The organism is Streptomyces sp. NPDC030893, assembly GCF_055571535.1.
On record NZ_JBVIFC010000002.1, the window covers coordinates 450073 to 474250 of the forward strand.

At 73.2% G+C, this 24178-nt stretch carries 22 protein-coding genes and 1 riboswitch; of the genes, 12 read left to right on the forward strand and 10 right to left on the reverse strand.

The window, feature by feature from the left end:
• The first annotated feature begins 512 nt into the window (after positions 1 to 512).
• The 6 genes from ACZ434_RS06790 to ACZ434_RS06815 all read left to right on the forward strand — a co-directional run bounded on the left by ACZ434_RS06790 (position 513) and on the right by ACZ434_RS06815 (position 7041).
• Positions 513 to 1172, forward strand: a complete 660-nt coding sequence (locus ACZ434_RS06790; protein ID WP_468452929.1) for a LuxR C-terminal-related transcriptional regulator — start codon at positions 513 to 515, stop codon at positions 1170 to 1172.
• Between the two features lie 141 nt (positions 1173 to 1313).
• Positions 1314 to 3245, forward strand: a complete 1932-nt coding sequence (locus tag ACZ434_RS06795; RefSeq protein ID WP_468452540.1) for a 2-oxoacid:acceptor oxidoreductase subunit alpha — start codon at positions 1314 to 1316, stop codon at positions 3243 to 3245.
• Positions 3238 to 4296 (forward strand): 2-oxoacid:ferredoxin oxidoreductase subunit beta, encoded by a 1059-nt coding sequence (locus tag ACZ434_RS06800; RefSeq protein WP_468452542.1) that lies wholly within the window; start codon positions 3238 to 3240, stop codon positions 4294 to 4296. The genes ACZ434_RS06795 and ACZ434_RS06800 overlap by 8 nt, the downstream gene beginning before the upstream one ends.
• Before the next feature lie 149 nt (positions 4297 to 4445).
• Positions 4446 to 5300, forward strand: a complete 855-nt coding sequence (locus ACZ434_RS06805) for an NAD(P)H-binding protein (protein ID WP_468452544.1) — start codon at positions 4446 to 4448, stop codon at positions 5298 to 5300.
• Between the two features lie 183 nt (positions 5301 to 5483).
• Positions 5484 to 6512: an EamA family transporter RarD gene (rarD, locus tag ACZ434_RS06810; protein WP_468452546.1), complete on the forward strand. Its 1029-nt coding sequence runs from the start codon at positions 5484 to 5486 to the stop codon at positions 6510 to 6512.
• A 55-nt stretch (positions 6513 to 6567) separates the two neighbouring features.
• Positions 6568 to 7041: a VOC family protein gene (locus tag ACZ434_RS06815; protein ID WP_468452548.1), complete on the forward strand. Its 474-nt coding sequence runs from the start codon at positions 6568 to 6570 to the stop codon at positions 7039 to 7041.
• Between the two features lie 10 nt (positions 7042 to 7051).
• Here the strand turns inward: ACZ434_RS06815 and ACZ434_RS06820 are convergent, their stop codons facing one another.
• On the reverse strand, positions 7052 to 8224 hold the full coding sequence (locus ACZ434_RS06820; RefSeq protein WP_468452550.1) for a tetratricopeptide repeat protein: 1173 nt from the start codon (positions 8222 to 8224) through the stop codon (positions 7052 to 7054).
• Positions 8225 to 8383: 159 nt separating this feature from the next.
• Between ACZ434_RS06820 and ACZ434_RS06825 the strand changes: the two genes are divergently transcribed.
• Both ACZ434_RS06825 and ACZ434_RS06830 read left to right on the forward strand, forming a co-directional pair.
• Positions 8384 to 8899 carry a DUF6668 family protein gene (locus tag ACZ434_RS06825; RefSeq protein ID WP_468452552.1) on the forward strand — a complete coding sequence of 172 codons (516 nt, stop codon included), beginning with the start codon at positions 8384 to 8386 and terminating at the stop codon, positions 8897 to 8899.
• Positions 8900 to 8958: 59 nt separating this feature from the next.
• Positions 8959 to 10041, forward strand: coding sequence for an amidase family protein (locus ACZ434_RS06830; protein ID WP_468452931.1), 1083 nt, complete (start codon positions 8959 to 8961; stop codon positions 10039 to 10041).
• Positions 10042 to 10051: 10 nt separating this feature from the next.
• Here the strand turns inward: ACZ434_RS06830 and ACZ434_RS06835 are convergent, their stop codons facing one another.
• The 5 genes from ACZ434_RS06835 to ACZ434_RS06855 form a co-directional block, all read right to left on the reverse strand.
• Complete coding sequence (locus ACZ434_RS06835) at positions 10052 to 10654, reverse strand: hypothetical protein (protein WP_468452554.1); 603 nt, start codon at positions 10652 to 10654, stop codon at positions 10052 to 10054.
• Between the two features lie 45 nt (positions 10655 to 10699).
• Positions 10700 to 11572 (reverse strand): ABC transporter permease, encoded by an 873-nt coding sequence (locus ACZ434_RS06840; protein ID WP_468452556.1) that lies wholly within the window; start codon positions 11570 to 11572, stop codon positions 10700 to 10702.
• Complete coding sequence (locus ACZ434_RS06845) at positions 11559 to 12533, reverse strand: ABC transporter ATP-binding protein (RefSeq protein ID WP_468452558.1); 975 nt, start codon at positions 12531 to 12533, stop codon at positions 11559 to 11561. Before ACZ434_RS06845 ends, ACZ434_RS06840 begins: the two co-directional genes overlap by 14 nt.
• Positions 12534 to 12574: 41 nt before the next feature.
• The gene (locus ACZ434_RS06850; RefSeq protein WP_468452560.1) at positions 12575 to 13819 is read right to left on the reverse strand and encodes a LolA family protein; all 1245 of its coding nucleotides are present in this window, start codon (positions 13817 to 13819) and stop codon (positions 12575 to 12577) included.
• Positions 13820 to 14060: 241 nt separating this feature from the next.
• Positions 14061 to 15071: a polyprenyl synthetase family protein gene (locus ACZ434_RS06855; RefSeq protein ID WP_468452562.1), complete on the reverse strand. Its 1011-nt coding sequence runs from the start codon at positions 15069 to 15071 to the stop codon at positions 14061 to 14063.
• 525 nt (positions 15072 to 15596) lie between these two features.
• Positions 15597 to 15776, forward strand: a riboswitch (cyclic di-AMP (ydaO/yuaA leader).
• A gap of 3 nt (positions 15777 to 15779) precedes the next feature.
• Between ACZ434_RS06855 and ACZ434_RS06860 the strand changes: the two genes are divergently transcribed.
• Positions 15780 to 16259 carry a transglycosylase SLT domain-containing protein gene (locus ACZ434_RS06860; protein ID WP_468452564.1) on the forward strand — a complete coding sequence of 160 codons (480 nt, stop codon included), beginning with the start codon at positions 15780 to 15782 and terminating at the stop codon, positions 16257 to 16259.
• Here the strand turns inward: ACZ434_RS06860 and ACZ434_RS06865 are convergent.
• Positions 16223 to 17095, reverse strand: a complete 873-nt coding sequence (locus ACZ434_RS06865) for an HAD family hydrolase (RefSeq protein WP_468452566.1) — start codon at positions 17093 to 17095, stop codon at positions 16223 to 16225. The two genes, ACZ434_RS06860 and ACZ434_RS06865, sit on opposite strands and share 37 nt — an antisense overlap.
• Positions 17096 to 17319: 224 nt before the next feature.
• On the opposite strand from ACZ434_RS06865, the gene ACZ434_RS06870 reads away from it, so the two are divergent.
• The 3 genes from ACZ434_RS06870 to ACZ434_RS06880 are packed head-to-tail and all read left to right on the forward strand — an operon-like array spanning position 17320 to position 20621.
• Complete coding sequence (locus tag ACZ434_RS06870) at positions 17320 to 18384, forward strand: GNAT family N-acetyltransferase (protein WP_468452934.1); 1065 nt, start codon at positions 17320 to 17322, stop codon at positions 18382 to 18384.
• A gap of 15 nt (positions 18385 to 18399) precedes the next feature.
• Positions 18400 to 19809: a glycosyltransferase family 2 protein gene (locus ACZ434_RS06875; RefSeq protein WP_468452568.1), complete on the forward strand. Its 1410-nt coding sequence runs from the start codon at positions 18400 to 18402 to the stop codon at positions 19807 to 19809.
• Positions 19806 to 20621: a polysaccharide deacetylase family protein gene (locus ACZ434_RS06880; RefSeq protein WP_468452570.1), complete on the forward strand. Its 816-nt coding sequence runs from the start codon at positions 19806 to 19808 to the stop codon at positions 20619 to 20621. Before ACZ434_RS06875 ends, ACZ434_RS06880 begins: the two co-directional genes overlap by 4 nt.
• A gap of 2 nt (positions 20622 to 20623) precedes the next feature.
• On the opposite strand, the gene ACZ434_RS06885 is transcribed toward ACZ434_RS06880, so the two are convergent.
• From ACZ434_RS06885 to ACZ434_RS06895, 3 genes are all read right to left on the reverse strand, one after another.
• A complete protein-coding gene (locus ACZ434_RS06885) occupies positions 20624 to 21673 on the reverse strand; it encodes a glycosyl hydrolase (protein WP_468452572.1) in 1050 nt (349 codons plus the stop codon).
• Between the two features lie 89 nt (positions 21674 to 21762).
• Positions 21763 to 22203, reverse strand: coding sequence for a hypothetical protein (locus ACZ434_RS06890; RefSeq protein ID WP_468452574.1), 441 nt, complete (start codon positions 22201 to 22203; stop codon positions 21763 to 21765).
• Positions 22200 to 24164: a glycosyltransferase gene (locus ACZ434_RS06895; protein ID WP_468452576.1), complete on the reverse strand. Its 1965-nt coding sequence runs from the start codon at positions 24162 to 24164 to the stop codon at positions 22200 to 22202. Before ACZ434_RS06895 ends, ACZ434_RS06890 begins: the two co-directional genes overlap by 4 nt.
• Between the last annotated feature and the right edge of the window lie 14 nt (positions 24165 to 24178).

The window sequence follows — 24178 nt, forward strand, 5'->3', positions numbered from 1 at the left end:
AGGACGGCAGGCCAGGACGGCAGGCCGGAACGGCGGGTGCGGCACATGGGCCGCACCCGCCGCCCGTGCGCCCCGGCCGTGCGGGCGTGCGGGCGTGCGGGCGACCGTCCCGTACCGACCGCATGCCGTACGTGCGACCGGTCGTGACGAGCCAGTCGCCGCCGCCTGGGGCCCGGACCGCCGCGACGAACCGGTCGCCGTCGCCTGCCGCGCGAACCGGCCGTGACGGACCGGACCCGTCGCCGTCGCACGCCGTACGCCCTCGCCCGGCCGCACGCGCAGCGCGTGCCCCGACCCGCGGCAGCCGCGCACGCGCAACCCGCACCCGGCGGCCACCGCCCGCCGCCCGCCGCCCGCCGCCCGCCGCCCGCCGCCCGCCCCGACGACACCCCCGATCGTGATCCCCCGGCCCATCCCCCGCCGGATGCTGGAATGCTGGACCTGTCGACCGGATCCGCCAGAAGGGTGGGACCGGAGCAGGGTGTGGGGGGCCGAGGGACGTGGAGGACAGGGTGCGGGTGGTCATCGCCGAGGATTCGGTGCTGCTGCGGGAGGGACTGACGCGGCTGCTGACCGACCGGGGGCACGAGGTCGTGGCCGGTGTCGGCGACGGCGAGGCGCTGATCAAGACCATCGCGGAGCTGGACGGGCAGAACCTGCTGCCGGACGTGGTGGTGGCCGACGTACGGATGCCGCCGACGCACACGGACGAGGGGGTGCGGGCCGCGGTGCAGCTGCGCAAGTCGCATCCGGGGGTCGGGGTGCTGGTGCTGTCGCAGTACGTGGAGGAGCGGTACGCCACGGAGCTGCTCGCCGGTTCCAGCCGGGGCGTCGGCTATCTGCTGAAGGACCGGGTGGCCGAGGTCCGCGAGTTCGTGGACGCGGTGGTGCGGGTGGCCGAGGGCGGTACGGCGCTGGACCCGGAGGTCGTCGCGCAGCTGCTGGGGCGCAGCCGCAAGCAGGACGTGCTGGCCGGGCTCACCCCGCGCGAGCGGGAGGTCCTGGGCCTGATGGCCGAGGGGCGGACGAACTCGGCGATCGCCCGGCAGCTGGTGGTGAGCGACGGCGCGGTGGAGAAGCACGTCAGCAACATCTTCCTGAAGCTGGGGCTGTCCCCGAGCGACGGCGATCACCGGCGGGTCCTGGCCGTGCTCACCTACCTCAACTCCTAGACCTGTCGTGCCGGGACGTCTCGAAGTCGTGTCCAACATGCGAATGACCCGAGGAAGGCGACCCTTACGGACGTAGGGTTTATGCGGGGAAGGCCTGCGGGAAGGCCGTCCCGGACAGCCGCCTCGAGGAGGTCCAGTTCAGTGACCAGCCAGGTCAGCAGCACTGCGGAGCAGGCCGACGGAGCAGTCGTGGGAGAGCAGCGCACAGCGGCGGGGGCGAAGGATGTCCGCCGGCTCGACCGAGTGATCATCAGGTTCGCGGGGGACTCGGGTGACGGGATGCAGCTCACCGGTGACCGTTTCACCTCGGAGACCGCGTCCTTCGGCAACGACCTCTCCACACTGCCGAACTTCCCGGCCGAGATCCGCGCCCCCGCCGGCACCCTGCCGGGTGTCTCGTCCTTCCAGCTCCATTTCGCCGACCACGACATCCTCACCCCCGGTGACGCCCCCAACGTGCTGGTGGCGATGAACCCGGCCGCGCTCAAGGCCAACGTCGGCGACCTGCCGCGCGGCGCGGAGATCATCGTCAACACGGACGAGTTCACCAAGCGGGCGATGCAGAAGGTCGGCTACGACAGCAGCCCCCTGGAGGACGGCTCGCTGGACGGCTACCACCTGCACCCGGTGCCGTTGACCACGCTGACGGTGGAGGCGCTGAAGGAGTTCGACCTCACCCGCAAGGAGGCCGAGCGCAGCAAGAACATGTTCGCGCTCGGCCTGCTGAGCTGGATGTACCACCGGCCCACCGAGGGCACGGAGAAGTTCCTGAAGGCGAAGTTCGCCAAGAAGCCCGACATCGCGGCGGCCAACATCGCGGCCTACCGGGCGGGCTGGAACTTCGGGGAGACCACCGAGGACTTCGCCGTCTCCTACGAGGTGGCCCCGGCGGCGAAGGCGTTCCCGCCCGGGGTGTACCGCAACATCTCCGGGAACCTGGCCCTGTCCTACGGGCTGGTCGCCGCGTCCCGGCAGGCGGACCTGCCGCTGTTCCTGGGCTCGTACCCGATCACCCCGGCCTCGGACATCCTGCACGAGCTGAGCCGGCACAAGAACTTCGGTGTGCGGACGTTCCAGGCGGAGGACGAGATCGCCGGTATCGGGGCGGCGCTGGGGGCGGCCTTCGGGGGTTCGCTCGCGGTGACGACGACGTCCGGTCCGGGGGTGGCGCTGAAGTCGGAGACGATCGGGCTGGCGGTGTCGCTGGAGCTGCCGCTGCTGATCGTCGACATCCAGCGCGGCGGCCCGTCCACGGGTCTGCCGACCAAGACGGAGCAGGCGGACCTGCTGCAGGCGATGTACGGGCGCAACGGTGAGGCGCCGGTCCCGGTCGTCGCCCCGCGCACCCCGGCCGACTGCTTCGACGCCGCCCTGGAGGCGGCCCGGATCGCCCTGGCCTACCGCACCCCGGTGTTCCTCCTGTCCGACGGTTACCTGGCCAACGGCTCCGAGCCGTGGCGGGTTCCGGACCTGGAGGAGCTGCCGGACCTGCGGGTGCGGTTCGCACAGGGCCCGAACCACGCGCTGGACGACGGCACGGAGGTGTTCTGGCCGTACAAGCGGGATCCGCAGACCCTGGCGCGCCCCTGGGCGATCCCAGGCACGCCGGGTCTGGAGCACCGTATCGGCGGCATCGAGAAGCAGGACGGCACGGGGAACATCTCCTACGACCCGGCCAACCACGACTTCATGGTCCGCACCCGGCAGGCCAAGGTCGACGGTATCGACGTACCGGACCTGGAGGTCGACGACCCGGGCGGGACCGCGCGGGTGCTGGTGCTCGGCTGGGGTTCGACGTACGGGCCCATCACGGCGGCGGTGCGGCGGCTGCGGCGGGCCGGGGAGTCCGTCGCGCAGGCGCACCTGCGGCATCTGAACCCCTTCCCGCACAACCTCGGCGCGGTTCTCGAGGGGTACGACAAGGTGGTGGTCCCGGAGATGAACCTCGGGCAGCTCGCCACCCTCATCCGGGCGAAGTACCTGGTCGACGCCCAGTCGTACAACCAGGTCAACGGTATGCCGTTCAAGGCGGAGCAGCTCGCCGCGGCGCTGAAGGAGGCCATCGATGACTGACGCCGACACGCTGCTCCAGCTCGTGCCCAGGGCCGAGGGCAAGCAGTCCATGAAGGACTTCAAGTCCGATCAGGAGGTGCGCTGGTGCCCCGGCTGCGGTGACTACGCCGTGCTCGCCGCCGTCCAGGGCTTCATGCCGCAGCTGGGCCTGGCGAGGGAGAACATCGTCTTCGTCTCCGGCATCGGTTGCTCCTCCCGGTTCCCGTACTACATGAACACCTACGGGATGCACTCCATCCACGGCCGCGCCCCCGCGATCGCGACCGGGCTCGCGGCCTCCCGCCGGGACCTGAGCGTGTGGGTGGTGACGGGCGACGGTGACGCGCTGTCCATCGGCGGCAACCATCTCATCCACGCGCTGCGCCGCAACGTCAACCTGAAGATCCTGCTGTTCAACAACCGGATCTACGGTCTGACCAAGGGCCAGTACTCCCCCACCTCGGAGGTCGGCAAGATCACCAAGTCGACGCCGATGGGGTCGCTCGACGCGCCCTTCAACCCGGTGTCGCTGGCGATCGGCGCGGAGGCGTCGTTCGTGGCGCGCACGGTGGACTCGGACCGCAAGCATCTCACCGAGGTGCTGCGCCAGGCCGCCGACCACCCGGGCACGGCGCTGGTGGAGATCTACCAGAACTGCAACATCTTCAACGACGGCGCCTTCGAGGTGCTCAAGGACCGGCAGCAGGCGGAGGAGGCGGTGATCCGGCTGGAGCACGGGGAGCCGATCCGCTTCGGCACGGACGGGGCCAAGGGCGTCGTACGCGACCGGGCCACCGGTGATCTGAAGGTGGTGACGGTGACACCGGAGAACGAGGCGGAGATCCTGGTCCACGACGCCGGCTCCGCGTCCCCGACCACCGCGTTCGCGCTGTCCCGGCTCGCGGATCCGAACACCCTGCACCACACGCCGATCGGTGTCTTCCGCTCCGTCGTCCGGCCGGTCTACGACACGCTGATGGCCGACCAGCTCGACGCCGCCGTCGAACAGAACGGCAAGGGCGACCTGGCCGCGCTGCTGGCCGGCGGCGACACCTGGACCGTCGTGGGCTGACCCCCGCGGCAGGCCGCGAACGAGACCCGGGTGCCCTGTGGCGCCCGGGTCTCGTCGTATGCCTGCCGGGCCGGGACGTGGGCACTTTCTTTTCGATAGCGCACTCCTTATGGTTAGTGTCCTACCCACCCCAAAAGGAGTCACCGATCATGAGCATCGTCGTCACCGGAGCCACCGGGCACCTCGGCCGCCACGTCGTGGAGCAGCTGCTGGAGAAGGTCCCGGCCGAGCAGGTCACGGCCGTCGTCCGCAGCGCCGGGAAGGCCGCGGACCTCGCCGGACGCGGGGTACGCGTCGCGGTCGCCGACTACAACGCCCCCGAGACCTTCGACGGCCTGTTCGCCGCGGGCGACAAGGTGCTGCTGATCTCCGGCAACGAGTTCGACAAGGGCAGGGTGGGCCAGCACCGGGTCGTGATCGACGCCGCGAAGGCCGCCGGCGCGGCCCTGCTCGCCTACACCAGCGCCCCGGGTTCCCTGACCGCCGCCCTGGCCGACGACCACCGCGCCACCGAGAAGGCGCTGCTGGACTCGGGAGTGCCGTACACCCTGCTGCGCAACGGCTGGTACCACGAGAACTACACCGAGAACCTCGCCCCGGTGCTGGAGCACGACGCGGTCCTCGCCGCCGCCGGTGACGGCCGGGTCTCCTCCGCCTCCCGGGCCGACTACGCGGCCGCCGCCGTCGCCGTACTGACCGGTGAGGGACACGCGTCGCGGACGTACGAGCTGGGCGGCGACGAGGCGTGGAGCTTCGCCGAGTACGCGGCCGAGCTGAGCCGGCAGACCGGCAGGGAGATCGCCTACCGGCCGGTCACGCCCGAGGCGCTCACCGGCATCCTGTCCGGGGCGGGCGTGCCCGGGCCGATGGCCGCGATCCTCGCGGGCGTGGACGCCTCGATCGCGAAGGGCGAGCTCGTCGTGGACAGCGGCGACCTGTCCCGGCTGGCCGGCCGCCCGACCACCCCGCTCGCCGACGCCGTCGCCGCCGCGCTGAAGGACTGAAGGGCCGGCCGAAACAGCCCCGACCCCCGTTGGTCATGACCGTATGCCGGTACGGGCATGACACGCGGGGGTGTCCGGCGTTACCGTCGTCCGGCGGGCATCACGCGCGCATCCGGCGGGCATCACGCGCGTCCGGCGGGCGTCGCGGGAGACAGGGCACGCGTCAGGCATGAAGGAGGACCCGTGACCGGCAAGTCGGCCGCAGAGGCACGCATAGGACTGCTGAACGGCTTCGCCGCGTACGGCATGTGGGGGCTCGTGCCGCTGTTCTGGCCCCTGCTCAAACCCGCGGGGGCGGTGGAGATCCTCGCCCACCGCATGGTCTGGTCGCTGCTCTTCGTGGCCGCCGCCCTGCTCGTCGTACGCCGCTGGGCCTGGCTCGGCGAGCTGGTGCGGCAGCCGCGGAGGCTGGCGCTGGTCACGGTGGCCGCGTCGGTCATCACCGTGAACTGGGGCGTCTACATCTGGTCGGTGAACTCCGGGCACGTCGTCGAGGCCTCCCTCGGCTACTTCATCAACCCGCTGGTCACCATCGCGATGGGCGTGCTGCTGCTGAAGGAGCGCCTGCGGCCCGCGCAGTGGGCGGCGGTCGGGATCGGCGCCGCCGCAGTGCTCGTCCTCACCGTCGGATACGGCCGGCCGCCGTGGATCTCCCTCTGCCTCGCCTTCTCCTTCGCCACGTACGGGCTGGTGAAGAAGAAGGTCAACCTCGGCGGTGTCGAGTCGCTGGCCGCCGAGACCGCGATCCAGTTCCTGCCCGCGCTCGGCTTCCTGGTGTGGCTCGGCTCCCAGGGCGAGTCCACCTTCACCGGCGAGGGGGCCGGGCACGCGCTGCTGCTCGCCGCGACCGGACTCGTCACCGCGATACCCCTGGTCTGCTTCGGCGCCGCCGCGATCCGCGTGCCGCTGTCCACGCTGGGGCTGTTGCAGTACCTGGCGCCGGTCTTCCAGTTCCTGCTCGGCATCGTCTACTTCAAGGAGGCCATGCCTCCCGAGCGCTGGGCCGGTTTCGCACTCGTGTGGCTGGCGCTCACCCTGCTCACCTGGGACGCGCTGCGCACCGCCCGCCGGGCCGCCCGCGCGCTGGCCGCCGCTCCCGACGTACGGCCGACCGCGGCGAGCGCCACGACGACCGGCGCGGTGGGCGGCGCGCGCGGCCCCGAGGGCGTGCCCGCCGCGCCGGAGCAGGACGCGCTGAGGACCGGGCCGTAGCCGGACGCGGCAGCGCACCGGGCGGGTGTCAGTGCCCGGTTCTATAACTGGAGGCATGACGCAGACACCGACTCCGGCCACGCCCGTGCACTGGAAGGTCGTCATCGACGCGGCCGATCCCCACGCCCAGGCCGACTTCTGGGCCGCCGCCCTGCGGTACGTGGTGGAGGACAACAGCGCCCTCATAGCGAAGCTCCTCGGCGCGGGCGCCGTACCGGCGGAGCTGACCGTCGAGTCGCACGGCCGCCGTGCCTGGCGCGACCTGGCGGCGGTACGGCACCCGGACGACCCCTACGACGAGGAGAGCGGCACCGGCCGCGGACGGCGGCTGCTGTTCCAGCGCGTCCCCGAGGCGAAGACCGTCAAGAACCGGCTCCACCTCGACCTGCATCCCGGCGAGGGGCGCCGCGAGGAGGAGCTCGCGCGACTGGAGGACCTCGGGGCGCGGGTGCTGCGCCGGGTGGAGGAGCCTTCCGGGGGGTGGCTCGTGATGACGGACCCGGAAGGCAACGAGTTCTGCCTGCACTGACGCCCGGGGCTCAGCTCCGCTGCCTCCGGGCCCGTTCGGTCAGCCGGCCCATGCGGGCGCGGGCGGACTCCAGCTCCTCGATCTCGTCGGCGGCGGCACCGCCCTCGGCGGCGAGCTCGGTCCACAGCGCGATCAGCTCGTGCCCGAGTTCGAGGCCGAGCAGCGGATCGCGCACCGCGCGCCATGCGGTGGCGGCGCTGCGGACGTTGCCGTAGGCGGCCTCCGCGTCCTGGGCGCGGCGGCAGATCAGGGCGAGGTCGAGGGAGAGCCGGAAGGCGCGCAGCGGCTCACCGGCCAGGTAGGCGATGTAGGCGGCGAGTTCGCGCAGGCGCAGGACTTCGTGGTGGTCGGGGCCGAGGGTGGCCGACGCCTGCGCCACGGTCTCCTCGGCCAGGCGGGCGGCCGTGTCGATCCGGCCGGACCGGACGGCCTCGTTGACCCGGGCCATGGGCTCGGCGAGGTGGTGCTCGCCGGAGGCGGCGGGGGGCTCGTCGCCGAGGACCGCTTCCGCCACGGCGTCGAATCCGCGGGGCGGGGTGGGCTTGGGGTCGGCGTCGAGGTCGGGGGCCGGCGGGGATTCCGGCTCGGGACTCGGTACGCGCTCGGGTCCCGGCTCCGCGGGGTGCGGCCTCGCGCCCATGGCCGGGGGCGGGCCGAACTCGCCGGTCGGGGGAGCGACCGTGCCGGGCGGCGTGGCCTGAGCCGGCTCGGGGAGGGGGCGCAGCCTGAAGGTGGGGGTGGCGTCCCGTACGGGGGCCGGCTGCTCGGGTGCCCGGGGTTCCGGTGCGGGGCGCAGCAGGTGCGTCGGCCGGTCCGTGGCGGGCTCCCGCGCGGGCTCCGCCGCGCCCGCCGGCTCCGGGTCCCGTGCCGTGCGCAGCCGGTCCGGCTGTGCCGTGAACCGGCTGGAGCCGTCCGGTTCGACCTCGAGCGGTACGACGTAGCCGATGCGTTCGTCGTGCACGGTGGCGAGGACGGCGTGCCCGGAGGCGATGGCGATGCGGTGGAGGCGGTTCAGCACCGCGTGCTGGATCTCCTCGCCGGGCCCCGCGATCACCGGCACCCCGCCGACCGTCGCCGCCGCGGCGCCCACGGGGACATGGACGTCGATCGGCGCGGCCGCACGATGCGCCGCATCGGCGGCCGGCTGCTGTTCCCGCTTCTTCTCGCGGCTGAGTCGAGACATCGTTCCCTCATTCGGGTCGTACACCTACCGCCGAGTCTGTCCGCTCGCCCGCGCTTCTCACGTCACCGCGATGTCACAGGCTCGTCCCAACGGCCGCCACCGCGGGTTTCGCGTCCGGCCGACGGCATGAAGATCGAGGGGGCGAGCAGGAGAGGGGGCATGCGGACAGGCATGCGACAGGGACCGGAGATCTGGATCCGAGGGCCGGTGGCGGCGCCGGACGCGGAGGCGGCGGCCCCGCCGGAGCCCGCCCACGCGCACGCGACGGCCCGCCGCTTCTCCTGGGTCGGCCTGCACGGCGGCGCCGGCGTCTCCACGCTCGCCGCCGTCTACGGCGGCCACGACAGCGGCCGTGCCTGGCCCGGGCCGGCCGATCCGCGGTCGGTGCTGCTGGTCGCCCGGACCCATGCGGCCGGCCTCGACGCCGTGGCCCCGGCCGTGGAGGTGTTCCGGCGCGGGGAGGCGCCCCGGGGGCTCGACCTGGAGGCCGTGGTCCTGGTGGCGGACGCGCCGGGACGGCTGCCCCGCCCCCTCGCGCAGCGGATCCGGCTCATCGAGGCGGTCATCGACGTGTACCGGGTGCCGTGGGTGCCCGAGTGGCGCCTGGGCGACCTGAGCGGCCGGCCGCCGCACGGAACGGACTCCCCGGCCCGGCTGACGGGCTCGGCACGCTGAGCACGGCGGACGGCGCCGAGAAGATCGCCTCCGCCGTACGCGGACGCGAACGCCGGGCGGTGGACGTGGTCGCGGAGGCGCTGGAGCGGATCGGCCGGGCCGATCCGGTGCTGTGCGCCTTTCTCGACGTGTGGGGCGAGGAGGCGCTGCGGCGGGCGGGTGAGGTGGACGCGCGGGTGGCCGCCGGGGAGCGGCTGCCGCTGGCCGGGGTGCCGATCGCGGTCAAGGGGCGGCACGGGCTGCGTGCGGCGGGCCCGTTGCTCGCGGCGGGCTGTGTCGCCGTGGGCGCCACGTCCGTGCCCGGCCCGGGGACGCCGTGGCAGACATGGGGACTCGGGGCGCACGGCCGCACGGTCAACCCCTGGCGGGCGGACCGCACACCGGGCGGTTCGTCGGCCGGGGCGGCGGTGGCGGTGGCGGCCGGGCTGGTGCCGCTGGCGACGGGCGGTGACGGCGCGGGCTCGGTGCGGATACCGGCGGCGTGGTGCGGAGTCCTCGGGCTGAAGGTCACCGGCGGCCGGCTTCCGTCGCCCGACCGTACGGGACTGGCGGCGCCCGGGGTGCTGGCCCGTACGGCCGCGGACGCGGCGGCCTGGTGGCGGGCGGTACGGCCGTCGTCCGGCGCGGACGCGGCGCCCCCGGACTTTCCCGTCTCCGCCGTGTGGTCCCCCGGCCTGGGCTTCGCCCGCCCCGACCCGGAGCCGGTCGCCCTGGCCCGGTCGGCGGCCGGCCGGCTCGTCGACGCGGGGATCGTACGGCTGGTCCGGCCCCCGGAGCCGCCCGCGCTCCTCGACCCCGCTCCGGCCTGGTCCGCCCTGCGCACCCCCGGCGCCGACCGGACCGGCGCCCACCGCGTCCGCGCCGGGAACGACCGCCGCCTGGACGCCCTCTTCTCCGCCGCCGACCTGCTGCTCACCCCCACGGCGCCCACCGCACCGCACGGCCACGAGGGCCCCGGGGAGGTCTACTCGACCGCGCTCACCTGGGCGTTCAACCTCAGCGGGCACCCGGCGCTGAGCCTCCCGGCCGGGTTCGGCACCGACGGCTGCCCGGCGGGGCTCCAGCTGGTGGCGGCGCGCGGACGGGAGGACCTGCTGCTCGCCGTGGCACGGGAGGCGGAACGGCACGGGGCGTCCGGCTGACGGACGGGGCTCACCAGCCGAGCTGTGCGTCGCCCAGGACCCGGCTGCCGATGTATGCGGCGAGCGTCCGGGCGCGGTCGGGGTCGTCGTGTTTGCTCACATGGACGAAGACGGTGTGGTCCTCGGTCCACTTGTCGTCGTACTGAGCCTCATCGCTGTGGAACACGATCTGGACCCCGTCGTATCCCCAGTGCCCGTACGAGTCCGTCTCCGGGTCGTCCGGCCACCGGCCGTCCCATCGGATGGATGCCATGCCCTCGCCCAGAGCTGCCCGGAACCGTTCCGCGAGTTCCCCGGCGTCCCCGGGCTCGACGTCCTCGCTGAAGGACAACGGAAGGTGCGTACGGAGTTCGGCGTCGTCCAGCGTCGCCACGTCGAGGTCGAACCGGAGCGCCTCTCCCGTCGCCGGGTCGATGCGGCGCCCCTCGTAGTTGAAATCCGCCCCCGGGACGAGGCCGGCCATCTCCCGGACCTCGCTGACCGTCCGCATCTCGGCGAAGAGCCAGATCCGGTCGTCGATGTGCTCCAGCAGCGCACACAACCGCCTGGCCTGCCGGTACGCCTCGGCCGCGTCGGTGGTCCGCAGGACGGGATATGCCTTTGAGTTGCCCACGGACCGAACCGTCACACGCCCGGCCGACGCGTGCCACCGCGTTTCCTACGCGGTGATGTCCTTCGAGGTGAACCGTGCCCAGGCCGCCGAGCCGAATACGGCCGCGTAGAGGGCCTGGAGGCCGAGGTTCTTCGTCAGGTCGTCCCAGTAGACGGGCTCGCGCATCAGGTCGGCGAAGGAGAGCCAGTGGTGGGAGAAGAGGTAGGGGTGCAGGGCGTGCAGCTGGGGGATCTGGTCGAGGATCTGGACCGTGATCAGCAGCCCGACCGTGGTCGCCATCGCCGCGATGCCGCTGTTGGTCAGCGTGGAGACGAACAGGCCGAGCGCCGCCACCCCGATCAGTGACGCGGCGACGACCAGGGCGATCAGCAGTGCTCTGCCCAGTCCCTCGGCGAAGCCGATCCGGGTGCCGGAGATGGTGGTGAGGTCGCCGAGCGGGAACAGCAGGGCGCCGGTGATCAGCGCCGAGACGGCGACCACGAGGGTGGCGACCAGACAGAAGGTGACGACCGTCGCGTACTTGGTGAGCAGCAGGCGGCTGCGGCCGGCGGGGGCGACCAGGAGGTAGCGCAGGGTGCCGGCGTTCGCCTCGCCGGCGAGGGCGTCGCCCGCGACGACCCCGATCGCCATGGGGAGGAAGAACGGCAGGGTGGCGGCGAGCGCGGTGAAGACGAGGAACAGGCCGTTGTTGGTGATCTGCGAGATGAACGCCGGCCCTCCGCCGCCGCCCCCGCCGCCGGCCGACGAGCCGTCACCGGTCTCGATGCGCACGGCGATGCCGACCAGGACCGGTACGGCCGCCAGCACCCCGAGCAGGGCCAGGGTGCGCCAGCGGCGGAAGGTGGTGAGCAGTTCGCTGCGGAACAGGCCGAGGGTCCACAGGGGACTCGGCCTCCGTGCCGTCTCAGCCCGCGACATCGAACCCCTCCCCGGTCAGCGCCACGAACGCGTCCTCCAGCGAGGCCCGTTCGACCCCGAAGCCGCGGACCCGGACGCCGGCCGTCACCAGCGCGGCGTTGAGCTCGGCGAGGTCCCGTTCGGGCGCCTCGCCGGACACCCGGTCACCGTCCACGATCACGTCGGCGACCCCCTGCTCCTTCAGCACCCGGGCCGCGTCCGCCGGGTCCGGTGTGGTCACCGCCAGCCGGCCGCGGGCTCCGGCGGCCAGGTCGGCCACCGGCCCCTGGGTGATCAGCCGGCCCTGGGCCATCACGGCGGCGTGCGTGCACACCTGCTCGATCTCGTCGAGCAGGTGGGAGGAGAGGAAGACGGTGGTGCCGTCCGAGGCCAGTTCGCGCACGAGCGTGCGGATCTCCCGCATGCCCTGCGGGTCGAGGCCGTTGGTCGGCTCGTCCAGGACGAGCAGCCGGCGCGGCTGGAGCAGGGCGGCCGCGAGGCCGAGGCGCTGCTTCATGCCGAGGGAGTACGCCTTCGCCTTCTTGGCCGCGGCGGCCGTGAGGCCCACCCGGTCCAGTGCGGCGGCGACGCGGGCGCGCCGGGTGCGCGGATCGGCGGTCGGGTCGGCGGCGTCGTAGCGCAGCAGGTTGTCCCGGCCGGAGAGGAAGCCGTACAGGGCCGGGCCCTCGATGAGGGCGCCGACGTGGGGCAGCACGGCGCGCGCGGAGCGCGGCATGGGGCGCCCCAGGACGTGCGCCGTGCCGGAGGTCGGCTCGATCAGGCCCATCAGCATGCGGATGGTGGTGGTCTTGCCGGAGCCGTTGGGGCCGAGGAAGCCGAAGACGCTGCCCTCCGGGACGGTCAGGTGCAGACCGTCGACGGCGAGCTGTCCGCCGCGGTAGCGCTTGGTGAGCGCGCGGGTGGCGATGACCGCGTCACCCGCGTGCGCGCCGTCCGGCTCCCTGGCGGACGCCTCGCCCATCGGCTCCCTCGTTCCCTGTCACGTCGTAAGGTCCCGGGGCCTTACTTCCCCGCGTCGGCCGCCTTCACGAGCGCGTCCTTGGTGACGGCGCCCACATAGACCGTGCCGTCCTCGGTGATCAGGGCGTTGACCAGGCGGGTGCTGAACACCGTGCCGGTGCCGAACTCGCCCTTGACCGGGTCGCCGAGCGAGCCGAGGAAGCCGCCGAGGTCGCCGCCGGCCTCGCCGGTGGGCAGGCCGCCCCCGGCGCCGCTGTCGAAGGTGGCGATGGTGTTCCAGCCCTCGCCGATCATCTTCATGCCGTCGAGGCCCTTGGCCAGGTCCTCTTCCGACTTGGGGGCCCGCTCCGGCTTCCCGGAGTGGTCCCGGCCGTGGTCCGGTGCGCGGCCCGGTTCGTGGTCCAGTTCGCCCTCCTCGGTCACCTCGGCGCCCTTGGGCGGGGTGAACTCGAAGGTCGACGCGTCGGGCCGGTCGAAGCTCACCTTGGTGAAGCCGACGTCGACGACGGCCGCGCCGCCGCTCGCCGGGGTGAGCGTGAACTTCAGCGGCATACCGGTCTCGTGGTCGACCGCGATGCTGATGCGGCCGACCGTGGAACCGGACTGCTTGGGCTGGACGACCAGCCGGTAGGCGTCCCGGCCGGCCACCTGGGCGGTGCCGTCGACGGTCACGGACGTGGTGTCGTCGACCGCTTTGAGCGCCTCCTCGGCGAAGTCGTCCGGGGTGGCCGGGGGCCGCTGCTCCCGGTCCTCGCCGGACGCGTCGACCGTGCCGTGGTAGACCTCGTTGGACTCGCTGTCGTAGCCCCAGACGTCCTTGCCGTTGTGGATCAGGCTGTACTCGGCGGCGTTCTCCAGGATCGACACCTTCTGCCGGTCCGGGCCGTCGGCCGCGATCCGCAGCGTGTGCGTGCCGGACGCCAGTTCGGTGAGCTTGGCGGACGGGTCGGCCGAGGAGCCGCCGTCGTCGCCCTGTCCCGTCGCGCCGGACGTGAGGCTGTTCTCCAGGCCGCCGAGGTCCGGCAGCCCGAGGTCGGTGGTGATCTTCACGGTGCCGGACAGCCGCTCGACGTCCGACTGCGCGATCTTCTCGATGAGCTGTGCGGCGGTGATCTCCGGCAGGTCGGGGTCGCCGGAGTCGGCGATCGCGGGGACGAGCCCGATGGTCGCGGCCGCCACTCCCATCACCGTGACCGGGACGACGTACCGCGCGGCCCTGCGCCGCCGTGTGCTCGGCTCGTCGACCTCCCCCTCGGTCGTCCTGTTCTCGGATTCGTACGGTGCCATGTGTGCCCTCCGTGGTCGGCGGCGGCTTCCGTCTCGTGTCCTCGCACCAGTCTCGCCCTGAGCCGCCATTCTCACCCGAACCGGTGAGAAGTGGTGTTGTCCGTCGTGGTCCATCCGACCAAATCCCGCGGGAGGACGCGTCAGACCGCGGACGCAACTGCGCGTACTGCTGGGGTATGACACGGGGGGTGGTTTCCTCCCCCGTCCAGTAGGGGTCGCGGGGAGGCGGGCCGTCGGCCGGTCAGCCCGCGCGGTGCACCACGGCGTCGCACAGCTGCACGAGGGCGGCCTTGGCCTCGCAGTCCCGCAGCGGGGCGAGCGCCGCCCGCGCCTCCTCGGCGTAGCGCACGGTGTCCCGGCGGGCCTGTTCCAGGGCGGGGTGGGCGCGCAGCAGCCGCAGCGCCTCGGCGTGCCGGGTGTCGTCGGTGAGGTCGGAGTCGAGCAGCTCGCACAGGGCGATGTCCTCGGGCAGCCCCAGCCGTGCCGCCCGCTCGCGCAGCCGCAGCACGGGCAGGGTGGCGATGCCCTCGCGCAGGTCCGTGCCGGGGGTCTTGCCCGACTCGTGGGAGTCGGAGGCGATGTCCAGGACGTCGTCGGCGAGCTGGAAGGCGACGCCGAGCCGCTCGCCGTACTGGGTGAGCACGTCGACCACCGTCTCGTCGGCGCCGGACATCATCGCGCCGAAGCGGCACGAGACGGCGACGAGCGAGCCGGTCTTGCCGCCGAGCACGTCCAGGTAGTGGTCGACCGGGTCGCGGCCGTCCTGCGGTCCCGCGGTCTCCAGGATCTGCCCGGTGACCAGCCGCTCGAACGCCTCGGCCTGCACCCGCACCGCCTCCGGGCCGAGGTCGGCCAGGATGTGCGAGGCCCGCGCGAAGAGGAAGTCGCCGGTGAGGACCGCGACGGAGTTGCCCCAGCGGGTGTTGGCGCTGTCCACCCCGCGCCGCACCTCGGCCTCGTCCATCACGTCGTCGTGGTACAGGGTGGCCAGGTGGGTGAGCTCCACGACCACGGCGGACGGCACCACACCGGGCGCGTAGGGGTCGCCGAACTGGGCGGCGAGCATCACCAGCAGCGGGCGGAACCTCTTGCCGCCGGCCCGCACCAGGTGCTGGGCGGCACCCGTGATGAAGGGGACCTCACTTTTGGTGGCCTCGATCAGCCCTTCCTCGACAGCCGTCATTCCGGCCTGGACATCGGCTTCCAGAGCCTGGTCCCGCACGCTCAGCCCGAACGGCCCGACGACGGTCACGAGGGGTCTCCTGTCTGCTGGTGTCCACTGGCGGTTACACGGAATGTCGATAGGTCGCTGCCATCACTCAAGTCAGCGTATCCGGTCATGTTTCGATCACCACCGGCACCCGGGGTCACAGGCAGGGCGATACGGGATCAGGAGCAGGGCGTTTCCGATCGGTTGATAACAACGGACATACACCCGCTTTCCGGGACGTAGCGACACCCGAACCATCCTGCCCGGCCGACCGTCCGATTTGCCGCAATTGGCAAACGGATTCCCCTTGGCGGTAAATGCTCTCGCGCCCTCCGGCCAGTGAAGTGAGTCACGCGCCACCCGCCACGCCCGCCACCCCGGCGCACCGGCGTTTCCCCTTCCCCCGGACCGGAGTTGACCCTTGGCAGTCGCAAAGGATCAAGCACCCCAAATCACCCATTCGAAGATCAAACGGCCCCTTGCGTGATCCCCTCACTTGTTCCCGGCATCTGCTCTCGCATACGTTCCGGGCCTGCCGGGCGGACGCCGAATCCTGCCACCGCCCGCATCACACCACCGACGAACTCACGCACGGCAGGAGCGGGGGACCCAGGTAAGTCGCCGGACCGGGCATCGCACCGATCGCACCGGGACGGCTCGGGGTGAAGCCATGCCCGCAGGGGCACGGCCGGGCACTCTCCCGCCCGAACCCGACAGCTCACCTCGCAGGCGTTGGAGAGGAACCCAGACATGCCCGCTACCGGTCAGTCCCGCTTCGGCCGCCGCCGCCTCGTCCGCTCCCTCGCCGTCGCCGGCACCGGCGTCGCCGTGGTCGCCCTCCCGCTGTTCGGCGCCACCGGCGCCGCCGCGGCCACCCCGACGTCCACCGCCGCCACCGCCACGGCGTACCCGAACAACCTCGACGGCTGGATCCGCGAGTCGCTGTCCGTCATGGCGCAGCACGGCATCCCGGGCTCCTACGAGAGCATCCACCGCAACATCATGCGCGAGTCCTCCGGCAACCCGTACGCCATCAACCTGTGGGACTCCAACGCCGCCAAGGGCACCCCGTCGAAGGGCCTGCTCCAGGTCATCGACCCGACCTTCGCCGCCTACCACGTGCCCGGCACCGCCTTCGACCCGTACGACCCGGTCGCGAACATCACCGCCGCCTGCAACTACGCCGCCGACCGCTACGGCTCCATCGACAACGTCTTCGGCGCGTACTGAGCCGACCGCTGACGGCCGAGCACGGCCGCACCACCGAACAGTCGCTCGAGGACGACGGCCACGCCGTCGTCCTCGTTCGACGTGGTGACCTCGTCGGCGACCGCCTTCAGCTCGGGGTGCGCGTTCGCCATCGCGACGCCGTGGGCCGCCCAGTCGAACATGGGGATGTCGTTCGGCATGTCCCCGAAGGCGACGGTCCGCGCCGGGCTCAGCCCCAGGTGCTCGGCGGCCAGCGCCAGCCCGGTCGCCTTGGTCACCCCGCACGGCTGGAGCTCCACGGTCCCCGGCCCCGACATGGTGACGGTGGCCAGCGAACCGACCACCGACCGCGCCGCCGCCGCCAACGCGTCGTCCGACAGCAGCGGGTGCCGCAGCAGCACCTTGCTGATCGGCCGCACCCACAGCTGGCTCCGCCGCTCGACCCGTACGGCGGGGAGCGTCGGGTGCGGCATCAGATAGCCCGGCTCGATCAGCGTCAGCCCGTCGACCCCGTCCTGGTCGACCGCGGCGTACACCTCCCCCACCTCGGCCTCGATCTTGCCGAGCGCGGTCTCCGCCAGCTCCCGGTCCAGGGTGACGGACCACAGCAGCCGGTCCGCGCCGGCGTCGTACACCTGCGCGCCCTGTCCGCACACCGCGAGCCCCGTGCAGCCGAGGTCGTCGAGGAGCGGCCGCACTCTGGGGGCCGGGCGGCCCGTCACCACGAGGTGCTGGGCACCGGCCTGCGCCACCCGCGCGAGTGCGGCGAGGGACCGGTCGGACAGGGTGTCGTCGCCGCGCAGCAGCGTCCCGTCCAGGTCGGTGGCGATGAGCGAACAATCGGTGGGTGCGGCCATGATCAGAGAATACGGACAACGCGACCACCCGATTCACCGTGCCCGTTTGGGCTCGATTTCGGTGCGGTTCCCCTTTGGTCGGCGCCGGGTGGCGACCGGTTCGGTCTCTTTCACCGTTTGGCGAGAACATCGTCCGCTCTCTACCGTCCGCCCGGGTTCGGGCGGTACCTTCCAAGTGTCCAGGGGGGACTTGATCGGGGGGTCAGGTGAGCGGACGCGTGCGCGTGCTGAGGCCCGAGGAGCTCGGCGAGGGGGAACGGGAGCGCTGGCGGGAACTGCGCGCCGCGGCGGACGCACCGCGCAGCCCGTTCATGGAACCGGAGTTCACCACCGCCGTGGGCCGGGTGCGGCCACGGGCCCGGGTGGCGGTGCTGTACGAGGGGGCGCAGCCGGCGGGCTTCCTGCCCTACGAGCGGGGCGTGCTGGGGCAGGGCCGGGCGATCGGGCTCGGGGTGTCGGACTGCCAGGGCGCGGTGCTGGCGCCCGGCGTGCTCCCGGACGGCGCCGGGCTGCTGCGGGCCTGCTCGCTGTCGAGCCTCGCCTTCGACAACCTGGAGGCCGGCCAGGAGCTGTTCGTGCCGTACGCGGCCGAGGAGCACGCCACCTATGTCATCGACGTGGAGAAGGGCTACGGGACGTACGAGTCGGTGCTGCGCACCCGGTCGCCGAAGTTCCTCAGGACCACCCTCGCCAAGGAACGCAGGCTGGGCCGCCACGCCGGACCCGTACGGTTCGTCTTCGACGAGCGTGACCCGGGCGCGCTGCGGGTGCTCATGGAGTGGAAGTCCGCGCAGTACCGCAGGACCGGACGCCGTGACCGGTTCGCGCAGGAGTGGATCACCCGGCTCGTGGGCCGGCTCGCCGAGACCCGGGCGCCCGGGTGCACGGGCACGCTGTCGGTCCTCTACGCCGGTGACCGGCCCGTCGCCGCCCACTTCGGGCTGCGCTCGGCCTCCGTCCTGGCCTGCTGGTTCCCGGCGTACGACCCGGAGTTCGCGAAGTACTCGCCCGGCCTCGTGCTGCATCTGCGGATGGCCGGGGCGGCGGCGGCCGAGGGCATCGGGCTGCTCGACATGGGGCGCGGTCCGGCCGCGTACAAGGACTCGCTGAAGACCGGCGAACTCGCCGTCCACGAGGGGGCGGTGACCCGTCCGGGCGCGGGCGCCGTGCTGCACCGGCTGGGCCGTGAGCCCGCCCGCCGGGCGCACGGCTTCGTCCGCGCCCGCCCGCGCCTCGCGTCACTGGCGTCACGGACCTTGAAGGGCGCGGCACGGCTGCGCCGCTCGTGAGGAGGGGGAGGGCGGATGTCCCGCAGCGCGGACACACAGGAGGAGATACGGCGGTTCCTGGCCATCGGCGCGGTGCAGGTGGCCGAGCTGGACCTGGACCTGGACCTGGCCCTGGAGCCGGGCGGGGGCGGGCCGAGACCCGGCCCCGGCAGCCCGCCGGTGACCGACGGCGAGGTGTTCCTGCTGGTCAGACGCTTCGGACGGCCGGTGGGCACGCTGCTGGCGCGGGTACCGCGGGGGGCGGATCCGCGGGCGGTGCTGACCGCGGCGGCCCGGGAGCGGTTCGCGGGGGCGGCCCCGCAGGCACCGTCCGCGGCCGGGCGGGGGGACGGCGGGGTGGCACCGCCGTACACCTCCGTCGTCGTGGCCACCCGGGAGCGGGCCGGGCAACTGGCGCGGGCGCTCGACTCGCTGCTCGCACAGGAGCATCCGCGGTTCGAGGTCCTCGTCGTCGACAACGCGCCCGTGACCGGCGGGACGCGCGAGCTGGTGGAGCGGAAGTACGGCGAGCGGGTGCGGTACGTGTGCGAGCCCGTCCCCGGACTCGCCGTCGCGCACAACAGGGGGCTGGCGGCCGCCCGGGGCGAGGTGATCGCGTTCACCGACGACGACGTGGTCGCCGATCCCCGCTGGCTCACCGAGCTGACCGCGCCGTTCGCCGCCGACCCGCGGCTCGGCTGCGCCACCGGCCTGATCCTGCCCGCCCGGCTGCGCACCCCCGCCCAGGTCCTGCTGGAGAGCAACGGCGGCTTCGCCAAGGGCTTCGCCCCGACGACGTACGACCCCCGGCGACCGCCCCGCGGCGAACCCCTGTTCCCGTTCACCGCGGGCCGTTTCGGCTCCGGCGCCAACATGGCCTTCCGTACGGAGGCGCTGCGGGCCGTCGGCGGCTTCGACCCGGCCACCGGGGCGGGGACGCCCGCACGGGGCGGCGACGACCTGTACGGCTTCGTGCGGGTCCTAGCCCAGGGGCACCGACTGCACTACACGCCGTACGCGCTGGTGTGGCACCACCACCGGGAGACCTGGGCGGACCTGGAGGCCCAGGCGTACGGCTACGGCGCCGGCCTCACCGCCTACCTCACCGCGATCCTCGTCAACCGGCCCGCGCTGCTGCCCGCGTTCCTCGCCCGGCTGCCGCGCGGCCTGGCGCACGCCCGCGCGCTGACCGCCGTACGGGACACCGGCGGCGGCGACGCACCGGGCGCCCACGACAGCCGCACCCATCCGTGGCCCCGCCGGCTGTCGCGGCTCCAGCGCAGGGGGATGCTCCTGGGACCGCTCGGCTACCTGCGGGCCCGGCGGGCGCTGCGGGACGGCGCGGGGGACGGTGCGGGGAACAGGCCGGGGAGCAGCGCCGGGGACGGTGCGGGGAACAGGCCGGGGAGCAGCGCCGGGGACGGTGCGGGGAAGGGGGCGCGATGAACACCGTGCGGGCCGCGGCGGCCTCGGTCGTCCCCGTGTTCCTCTACCACGCCGTGATGGACGATCCGCCGGAGTGGATCGCCGAGTTCACCGTGACGCCGAAGGCGTTCGCGGCCCACCTCGACGCCGTCGCGGACAGCGGGCGCACCCCCGTCACCATCAGCGCGCTCGCCGCCCACCTCGCCGGGCGGGCGCCGCTGCCGCCCCGGCCGGTGCTGCTCACCTTCGACGACGGCTTCGCCGACCTGCCGGGCCCGACCGCCGAGGTGCTGGCCGGGCGCGGGCTGCCCGCCACCGCGTATCTCACCACCGGCGCCATCTCCCCCGGCGGCCGCAGTCTGCTGCCGCCCGCCCCGATGATGACCCTCGACGAGGCGAAGCGGCTGGAGGAGGCCGGCCTGGAGGTCGGCAGCCACACGGTCACCCACGCCCAGCTCGACACCCTGACCGCCCGCCGGCTCCGAGCCGAACTCCTCGACTCCAAGGCCGCGCTGGAGGACGCCCTCGGCCATGCCGTCCCGCACCTCGCCTATCCGCACGGCTACAACAGCCCGCGGGTGCGCGCGACGGCCGCCCGGGCCGGTTACGAGACGGCGACCGCCGTGCGGCACGCGCTCAGCTCGGACCGGGACGAGCGCTACCGCATCGCCCGCCTGATCGTCCGCCGCGGCCACACCGTCGCCGATGTCGAGACGTGGCTGGCCGGCGGCGGGGCGCGGATCGCCCCGTACCGGGACGGCCCGAGGACGCTCGCCTGGCGCTGGTACCGGCACGGCCGGGCGCTGCTCCGCGGGCCGGAGTTCGCCGGCTGAGGTCACTTCAGCGGCTGGTTCAGATACGGGTCGGCCACCACCTCGCGCAGGCTGTCCCACGCCGCGTCATTCGCCAGGGCGAGGTTGCAGTGGGGGCCGGGGTCGCGGTGGTTCCACTGGAGGGCGGCCTTGACCCCGTCCAGGTTCTTCAGCACGCCGGGCACCTCCGCGTACCACTCGGCCTGCCGTTCCGGCCGTTCCGAGTCGACCGCCGTGCCGAACTCGGAGAGCATCAGCGGCTTGTCGGCGGAGATGTTCTTCCGTATCCAGTCGTGGCTGGCCGTCTGGGTCTGGGCGAAGGTCATCCACCGCGCCTTGTGGCAGCGGTAGTAGTTGTACTGGTTGTAGCCGATCCAGTCGACGTACGCGTCTCCCGGGTACATCCGCTCGAACAGGTCGGCGTGGTTCAGATAGCCGGTGATGATCCACGTCCACACGACGTTGTCGACGCCCAGTGTCGCGAACCGTTCGTGGATGTGGCGGTACGCCTTCACGTACTCGGCCGGTGTGCCGTTGTCCGGGGTGCGGGTGTCCATCTCCAGGTCGAAGGAGAGGAACACCTTCTTCCCGGTGCGCTCGCCGTACTCCTTGATCCGGCGGGCCTGGACGTCGATGACGGTCTCGTCCAGCTCACCGGCCGCGATCTCCTTCCACGTCGGCTGCTGCGCCTTCGTACCGCCCCACCACTTGCTCTCCCAGGACAGCAGCAGCATGCGGTCCTCGCCGACGCGCTGCTCCTCCGGGCTGAGCAACTGCCCCTCCCTGCGGGTTCCTTCGGGCAGCGACATGTCGTGGTACGTGTACACGATGTCGAGTGCGCGGCCCACGCGTTCCTCGTAGGCCTCGACCCTCTCCTCCAGGTCGTCCCGGTCGTGCGGCACGAACGCCCCGAACCAGGCGCCGCAGGGCGGTTCGAGCAGCTCGGTGGGCTCGCACTTCCCGTCCGCCGCGGACGGCTGCGGCCCGGAGGCGTCCCGCAGGGCGAGTACGGCGACGAGCACCGCGCCGACCACCGTGGCGGAGGTGAACAGCAGTCTGCGGCGCTGGGACACGGGGCGGCGCGTCCGCGGCTCGCGGGGCCTGCGGTGCCGGGCCCGGGGGGTGGGCGGGCCGCTGTCGCGGCGAAAGGGGCGGTCGGACGTCACGGAGCGGAACCCTTCCCTGTCGTCGAGGTCCTCGGTGCGGGCGGTGAGGCGCGCAGCCGCGGGCAGAAGGCGGCGAGCGTAGTCAGCAGGGTCAGCGCGAGCAGGACCCGCTGCGCGCTGAAGGTGTGGGTGGCGATCAGTGCCGTCGCGACGATCATGACCGCGCCGACGCTGAGGAGGACCGTCAGCGTCAGCCGTTCGAGCAGGTCGGAGCGGTGGGCGAAACGGGGGTCCCGTGACTCGACGGGCCCCCGGACGGGCCGGGCGCGCAGGGCCGGACCGAGGACGCCGACCAGTGCCGCACCGGGGCCTGCCGCCAGGAACACGGCGACCGCCGTGCCGCGCAGCGGCGATCCGCCGGGCAGGGCGAGCGCGGCGAGGGCCAGCCAGCCGGCGAACGGCGGGAGCATCCGTATCACGAGGTCCTGCGGTGTCATCGCTCCGTCTCCCCTTCCGTGCCTGCTCCCTCTGCGTCTGCTCCCTCCGCGTCTTCGCGTCGCAGTTCGTAGACGACGCCCGCGCCGTTCTCCGCCACGAGCCGGAAGCGGGGCGAGTCGGCGACGGACTCCCGGATGCGGTTCAACTGGGCCTCGGTGAGCTGCCCGTTCATCTCGGAGTGGGCGAACTGGCCCTGGGTGAGGAGGAAGTAGGCCCGGCCCGGACGGTCGACCCCGGCCATGTCACGGGCGAGGGTGGCGGCCGGGTTCCGCACGATCTCGTCGACGTGCCGCCGTTCGTCCTCCAGGAACCAGTAGTGGTCGACGGTTCCGTACGACGCGTAGGCCAGCGGGTAGTTGCGGTTGGCGGCGACGACCGTCGAGCCCTCGGGCGCCTCGTCGAAGAGCCGCTGGACCAGGTCCACCTCGCCCGGCGGGAAGTAGTTGATCCGGTCCTTGCCCGAGTAGCTCGGCACGAACGCCAGGGTCGCGGCGAGGAGCACCAGCAGCGGGCCCCCCGCGCCGATGCCGCGCCGCCACCTGCCGCTCGTCGCCGGTTTCCCGGGGGTTTCGGTGCAGGCGCCCGATTCGGCCTCGGCGGCGAGGGTGCGCACCGTGGGCAGCAGCGCGGCGGCGGCGAAGAAGGCGGCACCGGGCAGCATGAACATCAGCACCCTGAAGATCATTTCGCTGCCGTAGCCGCTCGCCGCGAACATCGGCAGCGGGGCCGCCGCGATCAGCAGCAGCGGCATCGCCCGGTGCCGCAGCACCCGCTGCCGCCACACCCCGGCCACCGCCAGCAGCAGCACCGTGCCGGACAGCAGCCGGGCCGCCCACGAGGTCGCCACCGCCCCGGTCCCGGTCGGGGTGGCCCCGTATCCGGTGGCGACGTTGCCGCCGACGTCGCCCACGGAACGGATCATGTCCGGCAGCGCGGCGGACAGGAACGGCAGCGCGGCCGTCAGGCACCAGGCCAGGAAGATCACGAGCGTGGTGACCGCCGGAACCCAGTCGCGGTAGCGGCGGACCAGGCACAGCGCGAGCAGCGAGACGGCCAGCATGCCGGGCGTGAGCTGGTGCGAGATGACGATCGTCACCACCAGCACGCTGAGCAGGACCGTCCAGACGGCCTGCCCCTGCCGGCCGCCCGCCCCGCCCGACCGGCCGTACCGGCGCAGGACGACGGCCAGGACGCCCAGGTGCAGCGCGAAGGCCACCGACTGGGGGGAGAAGTAGTCCTGGCCCACCCAGTTGGCGACGCAGAACAGCCAGACGCCGGTCCAGATCAGCCGCCGGTCCTCGGTGAAGGTGCGGTAGATCAGCAGCAGCGGGAGCAGCAGCATCAGGCTGGAGACCAGCGGCCACCAGGCCATGTACATCGCCGCCGACTCCACGCCCAGCAGCCGCACCAGCGCCGCCTGCGCGGCGAAGAAGCCGGGCCACTGGTCGTAGACGGCCATGTCGCCGACCTGGTCGGCGGTCTGCAGGCCGCCGGCCGTCAGCAGGTGGTCGACCACACCGTCGTGCTTCCACGCCCACGCGTACAGCGGGGTCGGGTAGAGCACGGCCTGAGTGGCCCGCTCCATCACCAGCAGTCCGAGCACGTAGGCCGCCGCCCAGCCGCCGGGCCGCCGCGGATCGCGGACCGTGTACCAGAACCCGGCGGTGAGCACGGCCAGCCCCGCCCAGAAGCTCGGATGGACGGCGGTGACCAGGCCGAAGTCGTCCAGCCGCGACACATCGGTGTGCCGGACCGCGTACCCCCACAGGGCGAGGGCGACGAGCAGCGGCACGGCGGGCCGGGCCGCGGCGGGTCCGCGGCGGCCCGGCAGGGCGGGCGGAAGAGCGGACAGCTCCGTCACCGGCTCGTGGGCGGGACTCGACGACTCCGACGAGGACGGGGCCCACGCCTCGTCCGGCTCGGGCGCGGATCTCTCTCGTGGAGTGGCTGGCGGACGCACGGTGGTTCCCCCCT

What these genes read in the sequence shown, in the direction of transcription:
- ACZ434_RS06875 (WP_468452568.1), top strand. Translation starts at nt 18,400, where the DNA reads ATGTCCCGCAGCGCGGACACACAGGAGGAGATACGGCGGTTCCTGGCC.
- ACZ434_RS06805 (WP_468452544.1), top strand. Translation starts at nt 4,446, where the DNA reads ATGAGCATCGTCGTCACCGGAGCCACCGGGCACCTCGGCCGCCACGTC.
- ACZ434_RS06815 (WP_468452548.1), top strand. Translation starts at nt 6,568, where the DNA reads ATGACGCAGACACCGACTCCGGCCACGCCCGTGCACTGGAAGGTCGTC.
- ACZ434_RS06820 (WP_468452550.1), bottom strand. Translation starts at nt 8,224, where the DNA reads ATGTCTCGACTCAGCCGCGAGAAGAAGCGGGAACAGCAGCCGGCCGCC.
- ACZ434_RS06860 (WP_468452564.1), top strand. Translation starts at nt 15,780, where the DNA reads ATGCCCGCTACCGGTCAGTCCCGCTTCGGCCGCCGCCGCCTCGTCCGC.
- ACZ434_RS06800 (WP_468452542.1), top strand. Translation starts at nt 3,238, where the DNA reads ATGACTGACGCCGACACGCTGCTCCAGCTCGTGCCCAGGGCCGAGGGC.
- ACZ434_RS06865 (WP_468452566.1), bottom strand. Translation starts at nt 17,095, where the DNA reads ATGGCCGCACCCACCGATTGTTCGCTCATCGCCACCGACCTGGACGGG.
- ACZ434_RS06880 (WP_468452570.1), top strand. Translation starts at nt 19,806, where the DNA reads ATGAACACCGTGCGGGCCGCGGCGGCCTCGGTCGTCCCCGTGTTCCTC.
- ACZ434_RS06825 (WP_468452552.1), top strand. Translation starts at nt 8,384, where the DNA reads ATGCGGACAGGCATGCGACAGGGACCGGAGATCTGGATCCGAGGGCCG.
- ACZ434_RS06850 (WP_468452560.1), bottom strand. Translation starts at nt 13,819, where the DNA reads ATGGCACCGTACGAATCCGAGAACAGGACGACCGAGGGGGAGGTCGAC.
- ACZ434_RS06845 (WP_468452558.1), bottom strand. Translation starts at nt 12,533, where the DNA reads ATGGGCGAGGCGTCCGCCAGGGAGCCGGACGGCGCGCACGCGGGTGAC.
- ACZ434_RS06890 (WP_468452574.1), bottom strand. Translation starts at nt 22,203, where the DNA reads ATGACACCGCAGGACCTCGTGATACGGATGCTCCCGCCGTTCGCCGGC.
- ACZ434_RS06840 (WP_468452556.1), bottom strand. Translation starts at nt 11,572, where the DNA reads ATGTCGCGGGCTGAGACGGCACGGAGGCCGAGTCCCCTGTGGACCCTC.